The 19,728-nt window shown below is 39.8% G+C and carries 18 protein-coding genes and 2 pseudogenes; 8 read left to right on the top strand and 12 right to left on the bottom strand.

Annotation, left to right across the window (positions count from 1 at the left end):
- Positions 1 to 67: 67 nt before the first annotated feature.
- The 3 genes from QSJ37_RS02390 to QSJ37_RS02380 are packed head-to-tail and all read right to left on the bottom strand — an operon-like array spanning position 68 to position 2,697.
- Entirely contained in the window at positions 68 to 637 is a 570-nt protein-coding gene (locus tag QSJ37_RS02390; RefSeq protein WP_285753372.1) for a TVP38/TMEM64 family protein, read from the bottom strand.
- A gap of 12 nt (positions 638 to 649) precedes the next feature.
- Positions 650 to 1,321, bottom strand: a complete 672-nt coding sequence (locus QSJ37_RS02385; RefSeq protein WP_285753370.1) for a response regulator transcription factor — start codon at positions 1,319 to 1,321, stop codon at positions 650 to 652.
- 2 nt (positions 1,322 to 1,323) lie between these two features.
- Positions 1,324 to 2,697, bottom strand: a complete 1,374-nt coding sequence (locus tag QSJ37_RS02380; RefSeq protein WP_285753367.1) for a sensor histidine kinase — start codon at positions 2,695 to 2,697, stop codon at positions 1,324 to 1,326.
- Between the two features lie 557 nt (positions 2,698 to 3,254).
- Between QSJ37_RS02380 and QSJ37_RS02375 the strand changes: the two genes are divergently transcribed.
- On the top strand, positions 3,255 to 4,391 hold the full coding sequence (locus QSJ37_RS02375) for a cation:proton antiporter (protein WP_285753364.1): 1,137 nt from the start codon (positions 3,255 to 3,257) through the stop codon (positions 4,389 to 4,391).
- A gap of 69 nt (positions 4,392 to 4,460) precedes the next feature.
- Here the strand turns inward: QSJ37_RS02375 and arsC are convergent, their stop codons facing one another.
- Together arsC and QSJ37_RS02365 are read right to left on the bottom strand one after the other, a co-directional pair.
- Complete coding sequence (gene arsC / locus QSJ37_RS02370) at positions 4,461 to 4,883, bottom strand: arsenate reductase (thioredoxin) (RefSeq protein WP_062677054.1); 423 nt, start codon at positions 4,881 to 4,883, stop codon at positions 4,461 to 4,463.
- A gap of 20 nt (positions 4,884 to 4,903) precedes the next feature.
- Positions 4,904 to 5,251: pseudogene (locus tag QSJ37_RS02365) on the bottom strand (arsenic resistance protein); the annotation flags it as partial.
- Positions 5,252 to 5,351: 100 nt separating this feature from the next.
- Here QSJ37_RS02365 and QSJ37_RS02360 point away from each other — a divergent pair.
- Positions 5,352 to 5,543, top strand: a complete 192-nt coding sequence (locus QSJ37_RS02360; RefSeq protein WP_285753363.1) for a hypothetical protein — start codon at positions 5,352 to 5,354, stop codon at positions 5,541 to 5,543.
- Positions 5,543 to 6,367, top strand: coding sequence for a serine/threonine protein kinase (locus QSJ37_RS02355; protein WP_483313573.1), 825 nt, complete (start codon positions 5,543 to 5,545; stop codon positions 6,365 to 6,367). The genes QSJ37_RS02360 and QSJ37_RS02355 overlap by 1 nt, the downstream gene beginning before the upstream one ends.
- A 223-nt stretch (positions 6,368 to 6,590) precedes the next feature.
- Here QSJ37_RS02355 and QSJ37_RS02350 read toward each other — a convergent pair whose 3' ends face one another.
- Together QSJ37_RS02350 and QSJ37_RS02345 are read right to left on the bottom strand one after the other, a co-directional pair.
- Positions 6,591 to 8,414: a DUF2339 domain-containing protein gene (locus QSJ37_RS02350; protein WP_285753362.1), complete on the bottom strand. Its 1,824-nt coding sequence runs from the start codon at positions 8,412 to 8,414 to the stop codon at positions 6,591 to 6,593.
- A 76-nt stretch (positions 8,415 to 8,490) separates the two neighbouring features.
- Positions 8,491 to 9,196: pseudogene (locus tag QSJ37_RS02345) on the bottom strand (Type 1 glutamine amidotransferase-like domain-containing protein).
- Between the two features lie 477 nt (positions 9,197 to 9,673).
- On the opposite strand from QSJ37_RS02345, the gene QSJ37_RS02340 reads away from it, so the two are divergent.
- The 3 genes from QSJ37_RS02340 (at position 9,674) to QSJ37_RS02330 (ending at position 12,501) form a co-directional block, all read left to right on the top strand.
- Positions 9,674 to 10,978, top strand: coding sequence for a globin-coupled sensor protein (locus QSJ37_RS02340; RefSeq protein WP_285753361.1), 1,305 nt, complete (start codon positions 9,674 to 9,676; stop codon positions 10,976 to 10,978).
- Positions 10,979 to 11,314: 336 nt separating this feature from the next.
- On the top strand, positions 11,315 to 11,611 hold the full coding sequence (locus tag QSJ37_RS02335) for a transposase (RefSeq protein ID WP_285753360.1): 297 nt from the start codon (positions 11,315 to 11,317) through the stop codon (positions 11,609 to 11,611).
- Between the two features lie 8 nt (positions 11,612 to 11,619).
- Positions 11,620 to 12,501, top strand: coding sequence for an IS3 family transposase (locus tag QSJ37_RS02330; RefSeq protein WP_285753359.1), 882 nt, complete (start codon positions 11,620 to 11,622; stop codon positions 12,499 to 12,501).
- A 219-nt stretch (positions 12,502 to 12,720) separates the two neighbouring features.
- On the opposite strand, the gene modA is transcribed toward QSJ37_RS02330, so the two are convergent.
- Both modA and QSJ37_RS02320 read right to left on the bottom strand, forming a co-directional pair.
- Positions 12,721 to 13,533, bottom strand: a complete 813-nt coding sequence (gene modA, locus QSJ37_RS02325) for a molybdate ABC transporter substrate-binding protein (protein WP_483313572.1) — start codon at positions 13,531 to 13,533, stop codon at positions 12,721 to 12,723.
- 499 nt (positions 13,534 to 14,032) lie between these two features.
- On the bottom strand, positions 14,033 to 14,980 hold the full coding sequence (locus tag QSJ37_RS02320) for a helix-turn-helix transcriptional regulator (protein WP_285753358.1): 948 nt from the start codon (positions 14,978 to 14,980) through the stop codon (positions 14,033 to 14,035).
- 348 nt (positions 14,981 to 15,328) lie between these two features.
- Between QSJ37_RS02320 and modB the strand changes: the two genes are divergently transcribed.
- Together modB and QSJ37_RS02310 are read left to right on the top strand one after the other, a co-directional pair.
- On the top strand, positions 15,329 to 16,003 hold the full coding sequence (gene modB, locus QSJ37_RS02315; RefSeq protein ID WP_015863942.1) for a molybdate ABC transporter permease subunit: 675 nt from the start codon (positions 15,329 to 15,331) through the stop codon (positions 16,001 to 16,003).
- 44 nt (positions 16,004 to 16,047) lie between these two features.
- Positions 16,048 to 16,698 (top strand): ATP-binding cassette domain-containing protein, encoded by a 651-nt coding sequence (locus QSJ37_RS02310; RefSeq protein WP_089097662.1) that lies wholly within the window; start codon positions 16,048 to 16,050, stop codon positions 16,696 to 16,698.
- A 230-nt stretch (positions 16,699 to 16,928) separates the two neighbouring features.
- Here QSJ37_RS02310 and QSJ37_RS02305 read toward each other — a convergent pair whose 3' ends face one another.
- From QSJ37_RS02305 to QSJ37_RS02295, 3 genes are read right to left on the bottom strand one after another with little or no spacing between them, the layout of a single operon-like run.
- Positions 16,929 to 17,723 (bottom strand): ABC transporter permease, encoded by a 795-nt coding sequence (locus QSJ37_RS02305; protein WP_285753357.1) that lies wholly within the window; start codon positions 17,721 to 17,723, stop codon positions 16,929 to 16,931.
- Complete coding sequence (locus tag QSJ37_RS02300) at positions 17,723 to 18,661, bottom strand: ABC transporter permease (RefSeq protein WP_285753356.1); 939 nt, start codon at positions 18,659 to 18,661, stop codon at positions 17,723 to 17,725. Before QSJ37_RS02300 ends, QSJ37_RS02305 begins: the two co-directional genes overlap by 1 nt.
- Positions 18,625 to 19,725, bottom strand: coding sequence for an ABC transporter ATP-binding protein (locus QSJ37_RS02295; protein ID WP_171699423.1), 1,101 nt, complete (start codon positions 19,723 to 19,725; stop codon positions 18,625 to 18,627). The genes QSJ37_RS02300 and QSJ37_RS02295 overlap by 37 nt, the downstream gene beginning before the upstream one ends.
- Positions 19,726 to 19,728 lie beyond the last annotated feature (3 nt).

The following is a 19,728-nucleotide window of genomic DNA, read 5'->3' as shown; positions in this document are numbered from 1 at the left end:
TTTGCAGAATTTATGGAGTTTGTTTCTTTGGATATGATATTTGTCACTCTTCATAAACATAAACTCTCTAAGTTTTGTTGGTTTGAGCCTTTTTTCGATTGATTTTCTTCCAAGTAAAAAGAAATAAAAAAACAGACAAAAATGTTAATATTACTTTCCCTTGCCATGTCCAATTCATCAATTGATAAACCGAATAGGCTTCTAAAAGTAAGGCAGGTATTTTCCCTATTGAGCTAGCAATCATAAAGATAAGCAAAGATGTTTTTCCGATCGCCGCAACAAAAGTCACTACTCCTGACGGAACAAAAGGGAAAAGGCGCAAAGATAGAACAAGAAAAAAGGCTTCTAAACCTTTTGCTTCAAGCAAACGCCTGACTTTCGGGTGGGAAAATAACTTGAATTCAGAAAGCTTCTTGAATCCTTTACGATATAAAAGAAAGGAGATAATGGCTCCGATTGCTTCCCCTGCAAAAGATAAAAAGGTGCCTTTCCAAAACCCGAACACCGCCAAATTGGCAGCTGTTAGAAAAACGCTTGGTACAAGTCCTAAAATACTGATCATAATATTTATCACGATGCTGATGAGATAAGCAGCATTTTCATATGTGTTAAGCAATGTAATGATTTGCTCTTTCATCCTCTTCTTGCCTTATGCCTCCCATTTATACCCTACCCCCCAAACGGTTTGCAGAAATTGATCGATCGGAAAACCAACTTGTCTAAGCTTTTCTCTGATATTTTTGACATGGGAGTCTATGGTACGCTCTTCTGTATTTGCGTTATAGCCCCATAATGACACGATGATTTGTTCTCGGCTGAACACTCTGTTTCGATGCTTCAAAAACAGCCCCAATATGGCAAACTCTTTCGGCGTTAGAAAAATTGGTTCGTTTTGATAGTGGACTTTATGTTCGTCTTCATTCCACACTAATCCTTGAAATTCTATTTTCGAGCGCTTTCCTACGGAGCGGCGCAGCACCGCCTCAATGCGCGCAAGGAGCTCGGCTTCGTCAAACGGTTTTGTGATGTAATCATCCGCCCCAATATTGAGGCCTTTGACGATATCTAACGTCTGATCTCTTGCAGTCACCATGATAATAGGAACATCGGAAAATTCTCTAATTCGTTTGCACGTTTCCCAACCATCCATCTCTGGCATCATAATATCCAGCAAAACTAAATCCACTTTGTTATTTTCTAAGTACTGCATCGCTGCTAAACCGGACTCACACTTTACGCAATGATATCCTTTCGGGGAGAGATAAAGATCAAGCAAATCTAACATTCGTTTTTCATCGTCAATCAGTAAAATTGTGTACATGTTCATCCCTCCGGCAATGTAATGATCATGTTTGTTCCTTTTCCATATTCACTTGTAGCGTAAATCGAGCCTCCGTGCGCTTCTACAATTTCCTTGGCGATGGCCAGACCCAGTCCTGTTCCGCCGCTAGTTCTTGATCTTGATTTATCCACCCGGTAAAACCGTTCGAAAATATGCGGCAAATCCTCTTCAGGGATCCCTCTGCCTTCGTCTGAAACAATAATCATGATTTTCTTTTTCTCCGCTCTTGCATCAATAGAGACGGTAGAACCTTGATCGGAATATTTTAAAGCATTGTCCAACAAATTCATCATCACTTGCTCAAAACGTTTTTGGTCTATATGGACGGTAATGTTTCCATCACAGTAATATACAAGAGACATTTTTTTCGCTTGAAACGCAGGATGCATTTTGTCATGCAATTTTTTTAAGAAAGAACATAAGTTTGTAGGTTCCTTATGGATTTGAAAGGAATGTTGATCCATCTTCGCCAATTCGAAAAGATCCTTCACCAATTTTTGCATATGCTCTGCTTCTTCGTAGATAATGGACAAATATTGGTTTCTCTCCTCTTCCCCCATGTTGGGTCTCCTAGCTATATCCGCATATCCTTTTACATAAGTGAGAGGGGTGCGAAGTTCATGAGAAATGCTGGCGAGAAATTCGTTTCTTTCTTTTTTTAAGTATTCTAAATCCCTCGCCAATGTTTGAATGGCTTTCCCTAATTCTGCCAATTCGTCCCCCCCTTTTACTTGCAGACGAACAGAAAAATCCCCTTTACTCAATTTTTCGGTCGCCTGCTTCATACGAATGAGAGGAATAGTAATAACTCTTGATAAGAAAGCAATCGTAATAATCGTTAAAAATACCGAAAGAATTCCAACCATAAGGAAATGATGTTTTAACTTATAAATCATGTTTTGAATAGAATCCGTATTTTGAAACATATAGACATACCCTTTGATCTTGCCGTCAATCCGAATCGGGCTTACTGTCGAAATATGCGCCTCTTTTTGCCAATTTTTTTGCACAATCATTCCACTATGGGGAATGTTTTTATTATTTGCTTTTTTTATGATTCTTTTAGCAAATGGTAAAATATGATCTGAAAAATACAATATCTTCCCCTCGTCATTTGTAATAATGACATCCGTCTCGGCTTCAGACTCCATCATGGTGACATGTTCTAACGTAGAAGGGTTATAACTTTTTTCTAACACATCGCGATGATTATTCCCTCTTGCCAACAGCTGCTCAAATTCCTCATTAATTCGAGAATGAACCAGAGTAACATATAGTGACACAAATAAAACCGTCTCTATTCCTAATACGAATACAAAAAATAACAGCCCTAATTTAAATGAAATTTTTCGCACTTTTGTCCCTTCCTTATCAGCTTACTCTCCTTCATATAATAACAAACAAATGTAGAGAAAATGTGCAGAAAAAACGGAGATCCCTTTAAGCCAGCTGTTTTTTCTTTTCTATATTACTGAAGTTTACGCATAAAAAAGCACCGTAGTTTTAAGCCTACAGTGCTACATCATGTTTGTTGTTGATTTTCTTGTTCAATTCACATGGAAGAACGAATTGTCTTCCGTCATCTGTGTTGAAGCTTATTTTATGGTTGGCTAGGAGCAGATTAGTTGAACAAGAATTGAAACTTTGTTGGCTTGGGAACGTAAAAGAAATATAGGAGGTTTTATTTAGCTGAGAGGGAAAGGTTAGTTCATACAGCAAAAAATAGTAAAGGAAAGGGAAATCTTATCTTGAAATATTGCCTAAAGTATGATATTATTATATATTGTAATAAGAATATTAATACTAATTGTTTTAGGTGGAGTCTGTCACTAAGGGATAACTATGTCCTTTGGTGACAGACTCTTTTTTAGTTTAAAGGAAATCATAAATAATGAAAGGTGGGGATTTTTAGGTGTTAATACTTCAGTTATCCATCATTTTAGTTGCCGCCAAAATAGCTGGGAGCCTAAGTGTAAGATTGGGGCAGCCTTCAGTTCTTGGTAAACTCCTGATCGGGATTGTATTAGGTCCATCGGTTTTAGGATTAGTGAATGAGACAGAAACCTTAGCAGAATTAAGCCAAATCGGCGTGATTTTGTTGATGTTTATTGCTGGGTTGGAAACAGATATTGATGAATTCAAACAAACTGGAAAATCCTCCGCCTTCGTAGGTTTTGGTGGCATTATTGTACCAGTTGTTTTGGGTTATTTTGTTGGAATAATGTTGAACCTTACTACAATGCAATCCTGGTTTTTAGGACTATTGCTTTCGGCTACCAGTGTAAGTATTTCCGTTCAGGCGCTTAAAGAGATGGATCAATTAAATAGCCGCGAAGGAACCACTATCTTAGGGGCAGCTGTCATCGATGACGTGGTAGGAATTATTGTTTTGGCATTCTTAATGAGTTTTGCTGGTGGAGATGTTAATTTAACAACGGTTATTTTAAAGAAAATATTATTTTTCGCAGGAGCCATTTTGGTTGGTTGGAAAATAGTTCCTTGGTTCTTGAATAAATTTTCATCATTAAAAGTAACAGAAACTGTAATTTCATCTGCTCTAATTATCTGTTTTGTTTATGCATACCTAGCAGAATACACAGGGGTCGCTGCAATAATTGGTGCGTATATCGCAGGTGTGGCGATCAGTGTAACAAACTTCAAACATGAGATATTTGAGAAAGTGGAAACGATTAGTTATTCTATCTTTGTTCCTGTATTCTTTACTTCTATTGGTGTTACTGCTCAATTTTCCGGTATTACTCAAAATTTAGGTCTAATCGTTTTATTAAGTATTATAGCTATACTAACAAAATTAATTGGTGCATCTATTGGGGCAAAATTGGCTGGATTCAATTGGAATAGCTCATTAGGAATTGGTTCAGCAATGGTGTCCAGAGGGGAAGTAGCACTGATTATTGCAACTATTGGTTTAGAAACTAAACTGCTAACGCAAGATATGTTTGCTGTCATTGTCGTTGTGATATTGGTTACAACGATTGTTACTCCCCTAATGATGAAATGGTTTTTTCGGAATCTAATACCTAGCTAATAAAATTTTATCATGATTTCCCCTCCTGTAAAATCAGCCGAGAAGAATCTTCTCGGCTGTCATTCAGTCTTATTCGCCTGTTTCAGCAAATTTTTTGATGCGCGCGCCGATTTCATCGCGAACACGACGGAATACCGCTAATTTTTCCTCCTCCGTTCCTTCCGCTTTTGCCGGATCATCCAATCCCCAGTGTACGCGTTTCACATTTGGTGGGGTTACTGGACAATGGTCCGCTGCATGACCGCATAATGTTACTACCAAATCGGCTTTATTTAAAATTTCTGGATCAATGATATCCGATGTTTGGTTCGAAATATCAATTCCTACTTCCTTCATGACTTTTACCGCATTTGGATTTAATCCGTGAGCTTCAATACCGGCGCTGTACACTTCCCACTCGTCGCCAAGATATTTTTTTGCCCATCCTTCTGCCATTTGGCTGCGGCAAGAGTTACCTGTGCATAAGAAGTAAATGATCTTTTTGTTTTTCATGTTTCATTCCACCTTTGTTGCAATAAAGAAATCAATGTAATCGGGCTGATTTTTGGAATGAATATTTTTTCATACCATTGTCTGCCCTTTGCTTTTACCAACAAAAAGCGCGTCACCATTCCGCCAAGAAACGGAATTCCTAAGTAAATGAACACCGACTTGGCGACTTCCATCATTGTAAAGGTGAGGAGGACATCCAACTCGTTGGCCCAAGTTTGAACTTCTCTCGGGTGCTTATCAGACCATTCCGACTCAAACTGTTGAAACATCTCCAGTGCAATTTTTTTATTCGGTGATCGATAAATGAGTTTCAAATCTTCCGCCATTTCGAATTGGTCTTTTTTCCGAACACGACGACATCGTTCCATGCCATGGTGACATCCCCTAAACAGACGTGAATGATGAAACTTCTTTATTCCTATTTCGTATATAAATATAAAGCAGTCTTATTGTAAAGGAGAGGGACATATGTTAAAGAAAATCATCAAAGCACTGTTGAAAGAACACGTGCTTCATCAGCAACACCATAAAATACATTACAGCAGCAGCGATCATTATCCAAAGCATTATGCGAATATCCATCCTTCCCACTACGGCCATAAGCATTATAAAAAGAAACATCATAGCGGTAGTTTCTTTTCGAGCTTTTTTGGAAGCTAATGATGCGTTTTTTGTATCGTCACCCGGCGCTTGCTCGCTTATTTGAACGTCCGTATCGAAAAGGGAAGGTGATTCGGCGCCGCTATCAAATTATAGCAGAGCTTGGGATGGGAAGCTATGGCATTGCTTACGTGGCCACCGACTTGCAGACAGGCAGGAAAGTCGTTGTCAAACAAAGCAGAAAAACAAAAGGGAAAGAAAGCGAGCTGTCCTTAAAGCGGGAAGCAGATATATTAAGGCGGCTTAATCATCCGCAAATTCCAGCGTTGTATGATACGTTCCTGGAAAATGGAACCCCCCATCTCGTAATGGACTATATTGAAGGAGAGACAGTTGAAACGCTTATTTTTGAAAAGGGAAAAACGTATACAGAACGTGAAGCGTTTCAATTATTGCGGAATGTGCTCACCGTAGTCGAATATATTCATGCCAACAACATTGTCCATCGCGATTTGCGCATTCCGAATATTTTACTGCGAGACGGTGCCGTATTTGTGATCGATTTCGGATTAGCGCGTTTTTTTGGCGAGCCCGTTCCTCATATCGAAACGTATGTACCTGAAAAAAAGCTGCGGCGCGATACTCATCCAAAAAGCGACTTTTACGCGTTAGGGCACTTTACCTTATTTTTGTTATATTCCTCGTACGAGCCGAAAACAGAGGAAGAAAAAAGTTGGGAAGAAGAGCTGTCCATTTCCGAAGACGCCCGTTTCATACTGCGGAGAATGCTGCAAATTGATCAACCATACGATCATATTTACACGCTAATAAACGATGTAGATCAGCTGATTGGAAATGGGCCAAAACGCATTATCGTTTCATAGTGCGGCAATTAACTGTATAAATGAAGGAGCGCGTGTGAACCAACTGATCCATTTAAACCTTTTATCGACGGGATTGGGCAGTTTTGCCCAATCGTTTATTTATGTTGGCGCTTACTATGTGGCTGCCAACTATACATAAATACTTTGACTTCTACTGCTATTTTGAACATAATAAAACAGAAAAAACCTTGTATACCGAAATCGATACACAAGGGCTTTGACGTTACTTTTTCACGTAGAATAAGCGGGATACCAATAGTCCGATTGTACCTAAACCAATAAATAAGACTGTTCTCACAATAATCGTAACAAACTGAAGATCCACTAACACAATCTTACAAAGAGTGAGCAACAGAAGGATAATTCCGACTAAACGGATATTTTTCTTCCCTTTCACTACCCCAAAGACTACACCTGCTACCGCGTATAAGGCCCAAGCAAAGGATAATGTCATCATCTGCATACTAATAGACCAATTTTCTGTGATGACGCTAGTAATAGAAGAAAGGAAGACAAGGTGTATAAGCGCATTTACCCCTAACATGAGACCGCGTAAAACTTTGTGGGTTGCGTGATGAAGATTTACTAAGCGATAAAGCGCATATAAAGAACCGATTAAGACAAGCCAACATAGCGTTTCTATACTTAGAATTTCTCTAATTTTCTGATCTGCAATAGTGATAAGCGCCCCTATCACATAGACAACACAACCGGTGCACTTTTGGAACGTAGTTTTGAAACGGTAACCTAAATAGATAGCTAAGGTTCCTTCAATCAAATAGATAATCGCTCTGAAAGCATTGTCATCTACAAGTTGATACACCAACAACGCCGCACTTAACGTACTGATCGCTAACCCTACCGCTGTTTGTTGATGCTCTTGCTTTTTCCCTTTATAAGCTAAGAAGCCATAACCACCTGCAGAAACAAGTAAAAACAGGTCCAATAAAATAGCGGTTTTTACATGCACTTGGAAAGGCGTTAATGTTTCTAACTCGTCATAAGACAAATTGAATTGAAATCCTTCAAAAGCCCATAAAGTTGTAATCACAAAACTCGTAAAGACAATAGGTAATACCTTGATCTTCTGGAACTTGCCTTTGAATCCAAAGTAACCGATTAAGATGTGCTGTATCACCGCTCCAAAAGCAGCGGACAACATGATTTTATCAGTATCTGTATTCCGTGAGAGTGTTGCTACATAGAACAGAACCACTACATGCCATAAAACACTTGCCGTATAGAAGAGTCGTTTATAACCTTGTTTCACTGCAAATAACAACAATAACGTGTAGAAGAACGTTTCATAGGCTATAAATAGCGTAGCAGCCTTTTCATGGCCCTCAATTAAAAATGGAACGAGATACCCTGCAAAAGCGGTTAATATCGCAATCACTTCGGATTTATGGCGTTTCGCCAATTGCAGGCCCGCGGCAATCCACCCAACATTTAAAATAAATGCCAGCACTCCCGGCACCATATCATATAGTACATGCATCGCAAATGTGGTAAGAATCAAAAGAGAAATCGCGCCTGATAATAAAACTTTCCCTAAATTTTCTCTTTGTTTTTTGATTTGCTTTTCTCCTAACCACACAAGTAAACCAGAACCGGCAAACCCCATCAAAATTCTGACTGGTTCCGTTAATATTCCCATTGCAGCAGCAATCGTAAATCCCCATACCAATCCAAGCAAGAGAACGAAGATAAATATTCTAGGAAGCCACACTCTTCCGATGACATGCTCCCAATCTATCGGATCGGACTCTTTCTGCTGTGCTGGCGGAGAGACTACTCCTGTTTTCAACTGAATCGTTTTTCCTTTCTTCACAGGAGCTATGATTTCTCTTTGCTCTTGCGCTTGAGGTGCTTTTTTCGCTTCTTGTCCCCCTTGCAATATCCTTTCAACTTGCGTCTTTAATGCATTCATTTCTTTTTCTAGAACAGCAATCCGTTGTTCTAGTTGTTCCATACGTTTTTGGTCCATTAACTGTCTCCTTTCATTTTCAAGCATTTTCAAACGATAACGGATTCCTTGCTTCTTCAACTTTTCTGCACCCTTAGCCAACTATGAACGGGCTTCACCACAGATGATGAAAGTTAATTCGTTCTTTCATATTGGCTTAACAGGAACCTAAAAAATTCGTCTGAAGCTCTTCTTCTATCACCTTCATCGCCTTGTTATCCAAAAAAACTTTATAAGCCTTTGCCTTTGGCCTAGAACTAATTATATTGCTTATGTTTTGTCCAATATAATGAATGGCAACTCCGTCATCCGCTGCAATACCAGCTTGTATGTCTCCAGAATAAATAAGTTTATGATACGAAGGTCTTCTATCTGGCTCACCATCATAATGAGGACAATGACTGCCTTTTAGAAAGCCTAAGCATTTAATTGGTTCTAACCCCTCTCCAAATGAATCTGTGACGCCTTCCTCGAATCAACATATAGAACCAGCACTAACGCCAGCTAAAACAATCCCTTGGTTCCAAGCTTTTCTCAAAATATTATCTAACCCCCACTCTTTCCATAAAACTAATAAGTTTCTTGTATTTCCCCCACCAACATATATAATATCCTTCTCCAGTATAAATTCCTCTAAATCCCTTGTTGGCGGTCTAAATAAAGATAAATGAGAAGGTTTGCAATTTTGTTTATTAAAGAAGCTATAATACCTTGATATATAATGATCTGAATCCCCGGGCAGTGGGGATAAAACAAACCTTTGGAGTAGTTTTCTTTGCTTGTTTCAATATGTAAAGATCTAATAACGGGTTATCCGGTTCCATTGAGAAACCTCCACCGCCTAGAGCGATGATTTGTCGCATCTTATCACTTCCTTATCTAAAAACCTTATCTAAAAAGAACTATTTTCCATACCGATAATTTCTACAAATTAAAATCAAATCCTTTTTCAACTAACCTTCCCCACATTAGCCACCTATGCCACACCTTACAGCACTACAGATTATGCAAGAATTTCCATTCTTCCATGGAAGACAACTTTGCCCCATAATTGCGGCACCATCAGAAAGATAAAAAATATTCATTTTCAGGTTAGCTCCACATTTCGTACTTATAAGTACCAGCGAATGATGAATTATCTCAATTGTTTGTTTAGGCGGGGGTTCGCCGCTAAATGTGCTACACTTTTTATTATCATTTTTAACTCCGCAACTTTTCCCCATCTTTTTTCAAATTAAATGTTATTGTAATAGAATTAATTTTTTATTCTACTTCTACTTTTTTACAATATTCGTTAAAATAAAGTTGTCGAAATTTAGAAGAAAAAGGAGAGGCTTCTAATGAATCTTTCTTTCTGGATTAAAAAAGAAACCAAGCCACCTCATAAGGTTGCCACCGCGCTTCAAACCGAGCCCACACCTGTTCGCGTGAAAGACGCATCGATTAACAGACAATTGGAAATGATCGAGCTCACGCATCGCGATTTAGCCATATTAACCCAGTTAAAACCATGGGTGGAAGAAAAAATCGATTGGATTGTCGGGCGCTTTTACGAGACGTTAGAAAAAGAACCATCTTTATTTGAAATTATTCATCGGCATAGTTCCGTTGAACGTCTAAAAAAGACCCTTACTATTCATGTGATTGAAATGTTTGACGGACGCATTGATGAAGCGTTTATCGAAAAGCGTACGCGCATTGCGGTCACACATTTAAAGATTGGACTGTTGCCAAAATGGTATATGTGCGCGTTTCAGCAACTTCAGTTGTCGATTTTGGAAGCAATCGCTTCACATATAGACGATCCTTTGTTATTAATTGAATCAGTAAAATCGGTCACAAAAATATTAAGCTTTGAACAACAGCTTGTTTTAGAACAATACTGGCAAGCGCATGAAGAAGTCCGAATGCAGATGTATCAAGTAAAAAATGATCTCAAATTGCAATTACAAGAGACAGCACAACAACTTTCTGACATATCCGAAGAGGTCCATGCTTCGGTTTCTGAATTGACAACGGAAGCGATGAATATTTTGCGATCTACTGAAGAAGCTGTTTCCATTTCGAAAAAAAGTGAACATCATTCTGCCGAGGGGCAGGACAAATTGCAAAAACAACTTTCTGACATTCACCATATTCAAGAAATGATGAAAAATATCCAAATAGAGATTCAAAGCTTACAACAGTCAGCCCGTGATATCGAAAGAATCAACAGCATCGTGACAAAGATCGCCGATCAAACAAACATGCTTTCGTTAAACGCTTCGATTGAAGCGGCGCGTGCGGGAGAACACGGAAAAGGGTTTGCCGTTGTTGCTAATGAAGTGCGAAAACTTGCCTTCCAAACAAAAGAATCTCTCGCTGATGTAACAAACATTTTAAATAAATTGAATAAAAAAGTAGAAGCTACTTCTGAATCGATGAATTCAGTCCATACATTGATTGATCGTGGGACAACCGATATGGAGAGAATCTATCAGTTTTTTGAAACATTATCACAGTCGCTCCAGCAAATTCGCACCCAAAACAATCAAATTAACGAAAAGATGAAACGATACGTCGATGTTATTGCGGATATTAATGATGCCACCAACAATGTTGCTACGTCGGCTGAGAGATTAGAGCAATTAACAAACAGCTTATAATGAACAAAGTCTTTGTTGCTTGAACAAGCGGCAGAGGAATTTCTAAATTATCAGACGTACTTTCTACATATGGGTATCTTCAGTAATTGTGGTTCATCACTAATGTACTTGTCAAACTATTGATTTGATGTCATATGGTTGCCACTAGTTATTCGTAATCCAAGGGATCAGCATATTTTGCAGAAAGCCAAGTGCATCTTTTGGTGAAGAGCCACATATAAGGTTATTTTGAGGGATAAGCACACAAAAAGAGAAGGCTGGCACTGATATGATCCCCTTATAGTAGACAGAAAAAAGAAAGCCAATTAATCTGTCTACTATGGAGGGGATTTTTCTATGGGGAAAATACGAAAAACATATGATACAAAGTTTAAAAAGAAAGCTGTGGATTTATATTTGGAAGAGGGCATGGGATACGAAACGGTGGCGAAAGAATTGGGAATTAGCCATTCCATGGTACGTCGATGGGTGAAACGCTATGAACAGGAAGGAATACAAGGTCTGGAGGAAAAACGGGGCAAAGCAAAAGGACCAAATAAAGGAAGACCGAGAACTCGTCCGGAAGATCCTGAAACGAAAATCAAGCGTCTGGAGGCGGAAGTAGAGATGCTAAAAAAGCTCTTAAAGAGGTGAAAGGGGGGATGGAAGCCGTACCAGCTCACAAAAAGTTCGCGATCATTCAAGAAATGGCTGGGTGTTATGGTTCGATTCAACTATTATGTGAGATAGCAGGCGTATCTCGAAGCGGATATTACAAGTGGGTAAAACGACAGGAACGCCCTTCTCAGAAGCACTTGGAAGACGAGCAGCTAAAGGAAAAAATCAAAGAGTGCCATGAAGAAGTGAAAGGAATCTACGGGTATCGGAGGGTTCAAGTTTGGCTGAAACGGAAATACCAACTGGATATCAACCATAAACGAGTACAAAGGCTGATGAGGGAGATGGGAATCCGGGCGGTGATTCGGAAGAAACGGCCTTATTACGGAAAGAAAGAGCCTTATGTGATTTCGGACAATCATCTAAACCGAGATTTCCACGCGTCAAAGCCAAACGAGAAGTGGGTTACAGATATTACCTATTTAATTTTTAATGGGCAAAAACTCTATTTGTCCGCTATTAAAGACCTATACAATAATGAAATCGTGGCTTATCATATCAGCGAAAGAAATGACATCAAACTGGTCATCGACACGCTAAAAAAGGCCATAAAAAAACGGAATGTAAATGGACTACTCCTCCATAGTGATCAGGGGTTCCAGTATACATCCCGCCAATACAACAACCTACTAAAAAGATACAATATAAAGGCCAGTATGTCCAGAAAAGGAAACTGCTTGGACAATGCCTGCATGGAAAACTTCTTCAGCCATTTCAAGGCAGAGTGTTTTCATCTGTACTCATTCCGCACGGCCGAAGAAGTGAAGGATGCCGTACACAAATATATTCGTTTTTATAACCATCAACGTTTCCAAAAGAAATTAAATAACCTGAGTCCTTATGAATATAGGACTCAGGCTACTTAAATGTGCTTTTTTATTCCTGTCTACTTGACAGGGGTCACTTCACACAAGTCCTTCTCTTTTTTCAAAAAACATTTAGCCAACACTTCTGAGTTTTCCTTCAGAACACAACCATCCATCAACACGGATCAGTAGCAGCATTTTCACAGGGGTATACTAAGTGTTTTTTACGAATCTGCCTCAAGTAGCATACAGAGCTTGAAAATTCTTGTGTCATATCACTTATTTCAAAATCTTAAATCCATATTTCTCAAAGACTTGGAGGGAATCATTTGTCTGTAGGTATTGATAGAAATCTTTAGCCTCTGTTTTATGCTTCGTGTTCTTAATGATACCAACCGGATAAATAATAGGATCATGCATATTAGCGGCTGCTGTGTCGACCATTTTTACCTTATCAGATATTTGTGCATCGGTTTTGAATACAATTCCTGCATCCACGGTATTTGCTTCTACATACGATAACACTTGACGCACATCCTTTGTGTACACGATTTTCCCTTTTACTTTTGTCCAAAGATTTAGATTGGTCAGTGTTTGTTTCCCGTACTGACCTGCCGGAGTAGTTTCAGGATTCCCTATCGCAAATTGCTTTACGCTGTTGTCTGCCAAAGACTGAAATCCTTTTACTGTGTCTGCTTTGTCTTTTGGAACAATTAGAACGAGTTCATTTCCTAACAAGTTCTTACTCTCTTCCTTGTTAATCAATCCTTTGTCTACGAGAGGACGAAATTTATTTTCAGCAGCCGAGAAAAATAGGTCTACTGGCGCCCCTTGCTCGATTTGCTGTTGTAATGCACCAGAACTTCCAAAGTTAAATGATAGTTTTATATTTTCGTGTTCTTTTTCATACTTTTTCTGAATTTCCGTTAGGGCATCTTGTAAACTTGCGGCTGCTGAGATGGTTAATGTTACTGTCTGTTTCGACTCTGTTTTCTTCGATTCCTGTTTTCCTTCTTGTTTCGTACAACCAAAAATAAAGAAGAGTGAAGCACACAAAAACACACTCATAACAATGCGGATAGAATGCTTCATGCTTTCTGCCCCTTCCTTTCTTTTAAATTTTATAAATTATATGAATTATTACAAATTTATTATAATTATTTATAACTAGTTTGTACAGTATATAATTACTATTATTTATAATTAATTTATATAAGATATAATTATTTATATAGAACTATGAAGTATCTCGCCGTTATTTGGATAGATCCAACACAATGAAAAAAGCGCTCTATGTGGCGCTTTTTTCAGCTGGCGTTCTCCAGATCATACCGCCTTTTCAATAAAAGATTATTTTTTCGCTTATGCCCCACCCTGCATATCCCTTGATCAGGTTGGGTGAGCTACTAATGATCAAAAAAGCAATAGGAAAGCATAGCTACTTTATTTTAGGTGTCTTATATTTCTTAGTCTTTTTACATACGAAAGAGATCTTTTGTGAAGTTGAAAAACAAAAGCCAAAGGTTTTTCTCTATTTTTAAGAAAAACCTCTGGCTTTTTAATCAATTTCACTCTACTAGCTAGCTTTGTTTCAGTTTTCATAAACCACCTGTCCAGTTTGGGATAAATCATAACCACCCAGTGCTTTTAAATCGTTTTTAAAGTTATCAGATCTTAAAATTTGCAGGACTTGACTAATTAATTCTCTATTCTCATCGTTCTTTAAAATCACCAAATCATACCTTTCGTTAACTAGCGGAATGAAATCAACATCTTTTACTAAGTCTGCAGCTTTTTCAATTCCTACTCCGACATCGGCATCCCCTTTAGCGACAGCGCTTGCGACGCTTACATGATTTGTTACCTCATTGTTATAACCATTAATTTCAGATATAGGTATGCGATACTTTCTCAAACTTTCATCTAGTAAAACTCGTGCACCTGACCCTTTTTCCCGGTTCACGATTTTAATACCTTTTCTTCTTAAATCCTCCCAATGCTTTATATTCAATGGATTTCCTTTTTTAACATAAAAGCCTGCCTTCCTTGTTAGTAAATGAATCACGATATACTGAAAATTAACTAATATCTTGCTTATATATGGAACATTATATTCACCTGAAATTCCTTCGATTAAATGGGTGCTTACAATGTCTGAATATCCTTGATACATTGAAATTAGACTTTCTAAGCTTCCAACATAAGAACGTAATGGCCGGAACCTTTTCGAGGATTTTTCTAAGTAGTTAGCCAAAATATCTAAACTTATGTCTTGGCCGCTGATGATCAATTGCCTAACTTGCGAATACCCTTGTGCTTCACTCGTTGTTTCTTTGCTTAATGACTGTGAGGAGCTTGGCTGTAACTCTCCTTTTGACCTTTTTATATACTCTTCTAGATCGGAAGGATCAATTCTCATTTGCCGTCCGACACGATAAGCAGGTAATAAACCTTTTTTTACTAAATCATATACGGTTAGTTTTGAAACCTTTAATATGTTTGCGACTTCCTCGGTTGTATAAGAATGATTTTTTTCCATACTACTTACTCCTTCATTAGAAAATTTCGTTATAAGTAATTAAATTTAATTTTATATAATGTATTGATAACCTCCATATCATGATTTATATTTAATTATAAATAAAATTAATTATATTTCTATTAAGAACTGGTTATGTATGAAATAGTTTATATTTAACCTTATTATATCATGTTTTGGTTGGCTCTTTGTTGTATATGATTCATTGTCTACACAGAAACACCTCAACGTTTGTATGTTGATTCTTATTTTATCATTGCTTCTGTTCCAAAGTTAATATAAGCAATAATTAAATATAACCATTTATAATGAAAAATAACCAATTTTACGAAAAGGTGAATGGCAAATATGAATTACTCTCCACTTATACTCTCTTTTAAAACTGCTACCATCTCAACGCTTATCGTATTTATTGCCGGGGTTGTGTTGGCACGATTGATCGGCCGTAGTTCCTTTCGAGGGAAAAGTATTATAGAAGCGATTATTTTACTGCCGCTCGTGCTCCCGCCTACAGTTGTAGGTTTTGGTTTATTGTATGTATTCGGTAAAAACGGCTTTATTGGTCGATTACTGCTCGACTGGTTTGATTTCCAGATTGTTTTCACTTGGTATGGTGTTCTGATCGCAGCAATAGTCGTATCCTTTCCTTTAATGTACCAAAGTGCAGCTGCAGCGTTCCAGCAGTATGACCCAAATATTGAAAATGCCGCTTATACGATGGGAGCATCTAAATGGAGAGTGTTTTGGACGATATCATTTCCACTTGCATGGCCAGGACTGTTATCTGGTTTAGTTTTATCCTTTGCACGAGCGTTAGGAGAATTCGGTGCCACCCTCATGATCGCCGGCTATATTCCGAATGTCACCGACACCATTCCTCTAGCCATCTATTTTGCAGTGGAGTCAGGTAATATGGAGGTGGCAAAATTTTGGGTGATCATTATCATCGCCCTTGGCTTTAGCGCTATTTTATGGCTTAATTGGTGGAGCAAAAAGAACATGATGAAGCATGTACACAAATGAAATCAATATATACAGCTTATTGTGTGTGTAAAGGAGTTTTTCTTATGCTTATCGTCGACATCCAAAAAAAGCTTTCCCATTTTGAATTAAATGTCAAATTTTCGGTAGCCAATGAGATTGTTGTTCTTTTTGGCCCTTCTGGTTCTGGAAAAACGACAATCTTAAATTGTATTGCTGGAATAAGCAAACCTACTGCTGGCATAATCCGATTAAATGACACCATTTTATTTGAAAATAAAAAGGTATTTGTTCCTATACAAAAAAGAAATATCGGCTATGTATTTCAGGATTATGCGCTTTTTCCCCATATGACCGTTTGGAAAAATATCGCTTATGGCATGAAAAACGAAAGCTTTGCAAAAGAATTAATGAAAGAGCTGCGAATTGAACACCTTAGAGACAAATATCCGTCTGAAATTTCAGGCGGGGAAAAACAACGGGTAGCCATTGCACGAGCGATTGCAACCGAGCCGGATGCCTTGCTTTTAGATGAGCCATTTTCTGCTTTAGATGATCAAACACGGGCAAAAGGCCATGAGGAGTTATTACGTATCCATAAACTTTGGCGCATTCCAATTATATTAGTAACACATCATCATGAGGAAGCAAAAAAATTAGGGAATCGAATTTTATATTTACACGAAGGAAAAATTCATGACAATGAAATCCATCTATGTAACATAAAAGAGATGTAAAATTGGTCGATGATTTCACGTTTAGTCCACTCCTCATACACTTCTTCACCACGTCTAATTTATATTTACTGTAAAGTTTTTCTGATTTTTTCATAAAAAATATCCCCTTATAGTAAACAGTACATCACTTTCTGTCTACTATGGGGATAAATATCATTACTATCCTTCCCTTGTTTCAATCATCTAATAATTCCGGCAGTTTCATACAAATACCTTCCAGCCATTGTCGATTAATGGGTGCTTCCCAACAGGCGTCCGACGCCGTGAATTTTCTCAAGAATCAGGATCAGCACCACCGAAATCAGAATCACAACACTTGATACAGAAGCGACGATTGGACTGTACGCATCCTGCATGTTCGAAAAAATCTCAAGCGGCAGTGTTCGCATATCGGAAGATACCATAAACAGCGAGACAGTTACGTTATCGAACGAAGTCAAAAAGGAAAACAGAGCCCCAGACAGAATTGCAGGCCGGATTAGCGGCAGCGTCACCCGACAGAAAACGGTGACTGGACTGGCGCCGAGAATCGCTGCCGCCCGTTCCAACGTGTAATCAAAACCGCTCAGTCCGGTCAGCACAAACCGGATCACATACGGTACGCAGATGATAATATGTGCGATCAAAAATCCGGTCGGCGTCCCCGCCAGCAGCATCGGTGTGAAGTAAATCAATAAGGCGACCCCCAATACCAATTGCGGTACCGTCAACGGGGCGGTCAGCAACGATACTAGGTAACTTTTTCCTGGAATGTCATACTTAGCAATTGCCAGCGCACCGAGAGTGCCCAGCAGGACGGAAAAGAACGCTGTCAGAAAAGCAAACTTGGCGCTGTTCCAGAAAGCCTCGACAAACTCAGGCCGTTCCAGCAATTTCACATACCACTGCAGCGAAAATCCATGCGGTGGAAAGCTCGGATAGCTTGCGCTTGTAAAAGAAGCCGGAATCGTGACAAGCAACGGGATCAGGATATAAATCAGGCTGACCACAGCCACCGCAACCCTGATTTTTCCGGAAATTTTCATTAGCGAAACACCTCCCGGTACCGTCCTCTTTCCATCATCCTCGTAAAAATCGTGACGATTGCCAACGTGATGCCGAGCAATACATACGAGACGGCAGACCCGTACGTCCAGCGCAACAGGTGAATGATCTGGTCATATGCCACTACCGGCAGCATCGGCACATTCGCTCCCCCCATCAGAGCTGGGGTTACGTAAGCGCTCATCGACATGCTGAACACCAGCACCATCCCGGACACAATACCAGGCAGGCTGAGCGGCAAGGTGATCGATATAAACGAACGAAACGGGCTGGCTCCGAGAATGGCAGCCGCTTTTTCGAGAGACGGATCAATGTTGTACAAACTGGTGGCAATGGACAAAATCATAAACGGCATATACGCGTTCGACAAACCGATGACAACCCCTGCTTCCGAAAACAAAAGTTTCAGCGGCGACTCGGTGATGCCAAGGCCTGTCAACAGTTGATTGACCGTGCCGTTGGGCAACAGAAGCAAATACCAGCCAAAATTGCGAACCACGATGCTGATCAAAAGCGGCGATGCCACCAACAGGGTCAGCAATCCCCGGACGCGTGGAGAGCATTTTGCCATCGTCAGCGCCACTGGATAACCAAGCAGTAACGACACGATTACCGTGTACAGGCTCACTTTGATCGTCAGCCAGAGAGAATGCAAGTAATAGGAATCGGTGAAAAACCGGACATAGTTGTCAATGCTGTAAACCGCATTTGTCCCGCTCAGTCTTTCCGTGTCAATAAAGCTTAGATACAGGATATAAAGCATCGGAACCACAAAGAAACCGATAATAAACAGCAACAATGGCAGTAACAGCAGTACGGCGGCCAGATGTTTTTTCCAATTCCTGCGTTTTCCCAATACAGCCGGCTGCAACCGCAAGCTGGCTATTTCTTGACGATCATCATGTCTGACGGGTTCCATCCGACCATCACCTCAGTTCCTATCGTCCAGCCTGCTTCGATTGAGGGATGCAACACCTGCATCCGTTCACCTAGCAGTGACACTTCAATTTCCCAAGCAGAACCTAGATAATTCATCTGGACAATGGTAGCAGTGTGTGAATTGTAGTTGGAAGTCGGGCTTTCCACAGGTTGGATCATCAACTTTTCTGGGCGGATATAGAGCTTGACCGCATCCCCCACCGTACAGGTGCGATCCGATCCCATCACATTCTCCGCTTCGACCAGTACCTGACCCCCGTCCGATAGTTCCACACTGATCATTCGGCTGTCGAGCGATTTGACCCTGCCATTTAATTGGTTTGATTTTCCGATAAATTGAAAGACAAATTCGGTGCGCGGATGGGCGTAGATTTCGGTCGGCGTTCCGACCTGTTCAATTTTCCCCTTGTTCATCACGACGATCCGATCGGACATGGAGAGCGCTTCCTCCTGGTCATGAGTGACAAAAATCGTGGTGACACCCACTTCTTTTTGCAATCGTTTGATCTCTATCCGCAATTCATGACGCAGCTTGGCGTCAAGATTGCTCAATGGTTCATCGAGCAACAACAGTTTCGGTTGCACCACCAGCGCCCGGGCGATGGCAACGCGTTGCCGCTGACCGCCGGACAGTTCGCGTGGATAACGTTCTTCCAGTCCAGTCATTTTCACCAGTTCCAGCGCTTTCTGGATGCGCCGTTTTTTCTCGTCTTCCGGCACTTTGCGCAGAGACAGGCCAAAATCGAGATTTTCATACACAGTCATATGTGGGAACAATGAATACGTCTGGAACACCATTCCCAAATCGCGCTTGTAGGCGGGAACGTCATTCACCCGCCGCCCTTTGATAAATACATCCCCCTGATCGATGTCGAGAAAACCGGCAATCACGTTGAGCGTTGACGTTTTGCCGCAACCGGAAGGGCCAAGCAAGGTGAGCAATTCACCTTGCTTGACCTCTAGATCGATACCGTCTAGGATCACGTTTCGGCCGATTCGTTTGTAAACGCCGCGTATTTCCACGTCATTCGTCAACGCCTGCATCTT

It is taken from the genome of Parageobacillus sp. G301, from assembly GCF_030268025.1.
GTDB lineage: Bacteria > Bacillota > Bacilli > Bacillales > Anoxybacillaceae > Parageobacillus_B > Parageobacillus_B toebii.
The sequence above is the reverse complement of the archived record's forward strand: the minus strand, read 5'-3'. Positions and strand labels throughout refer to the sequence as shown.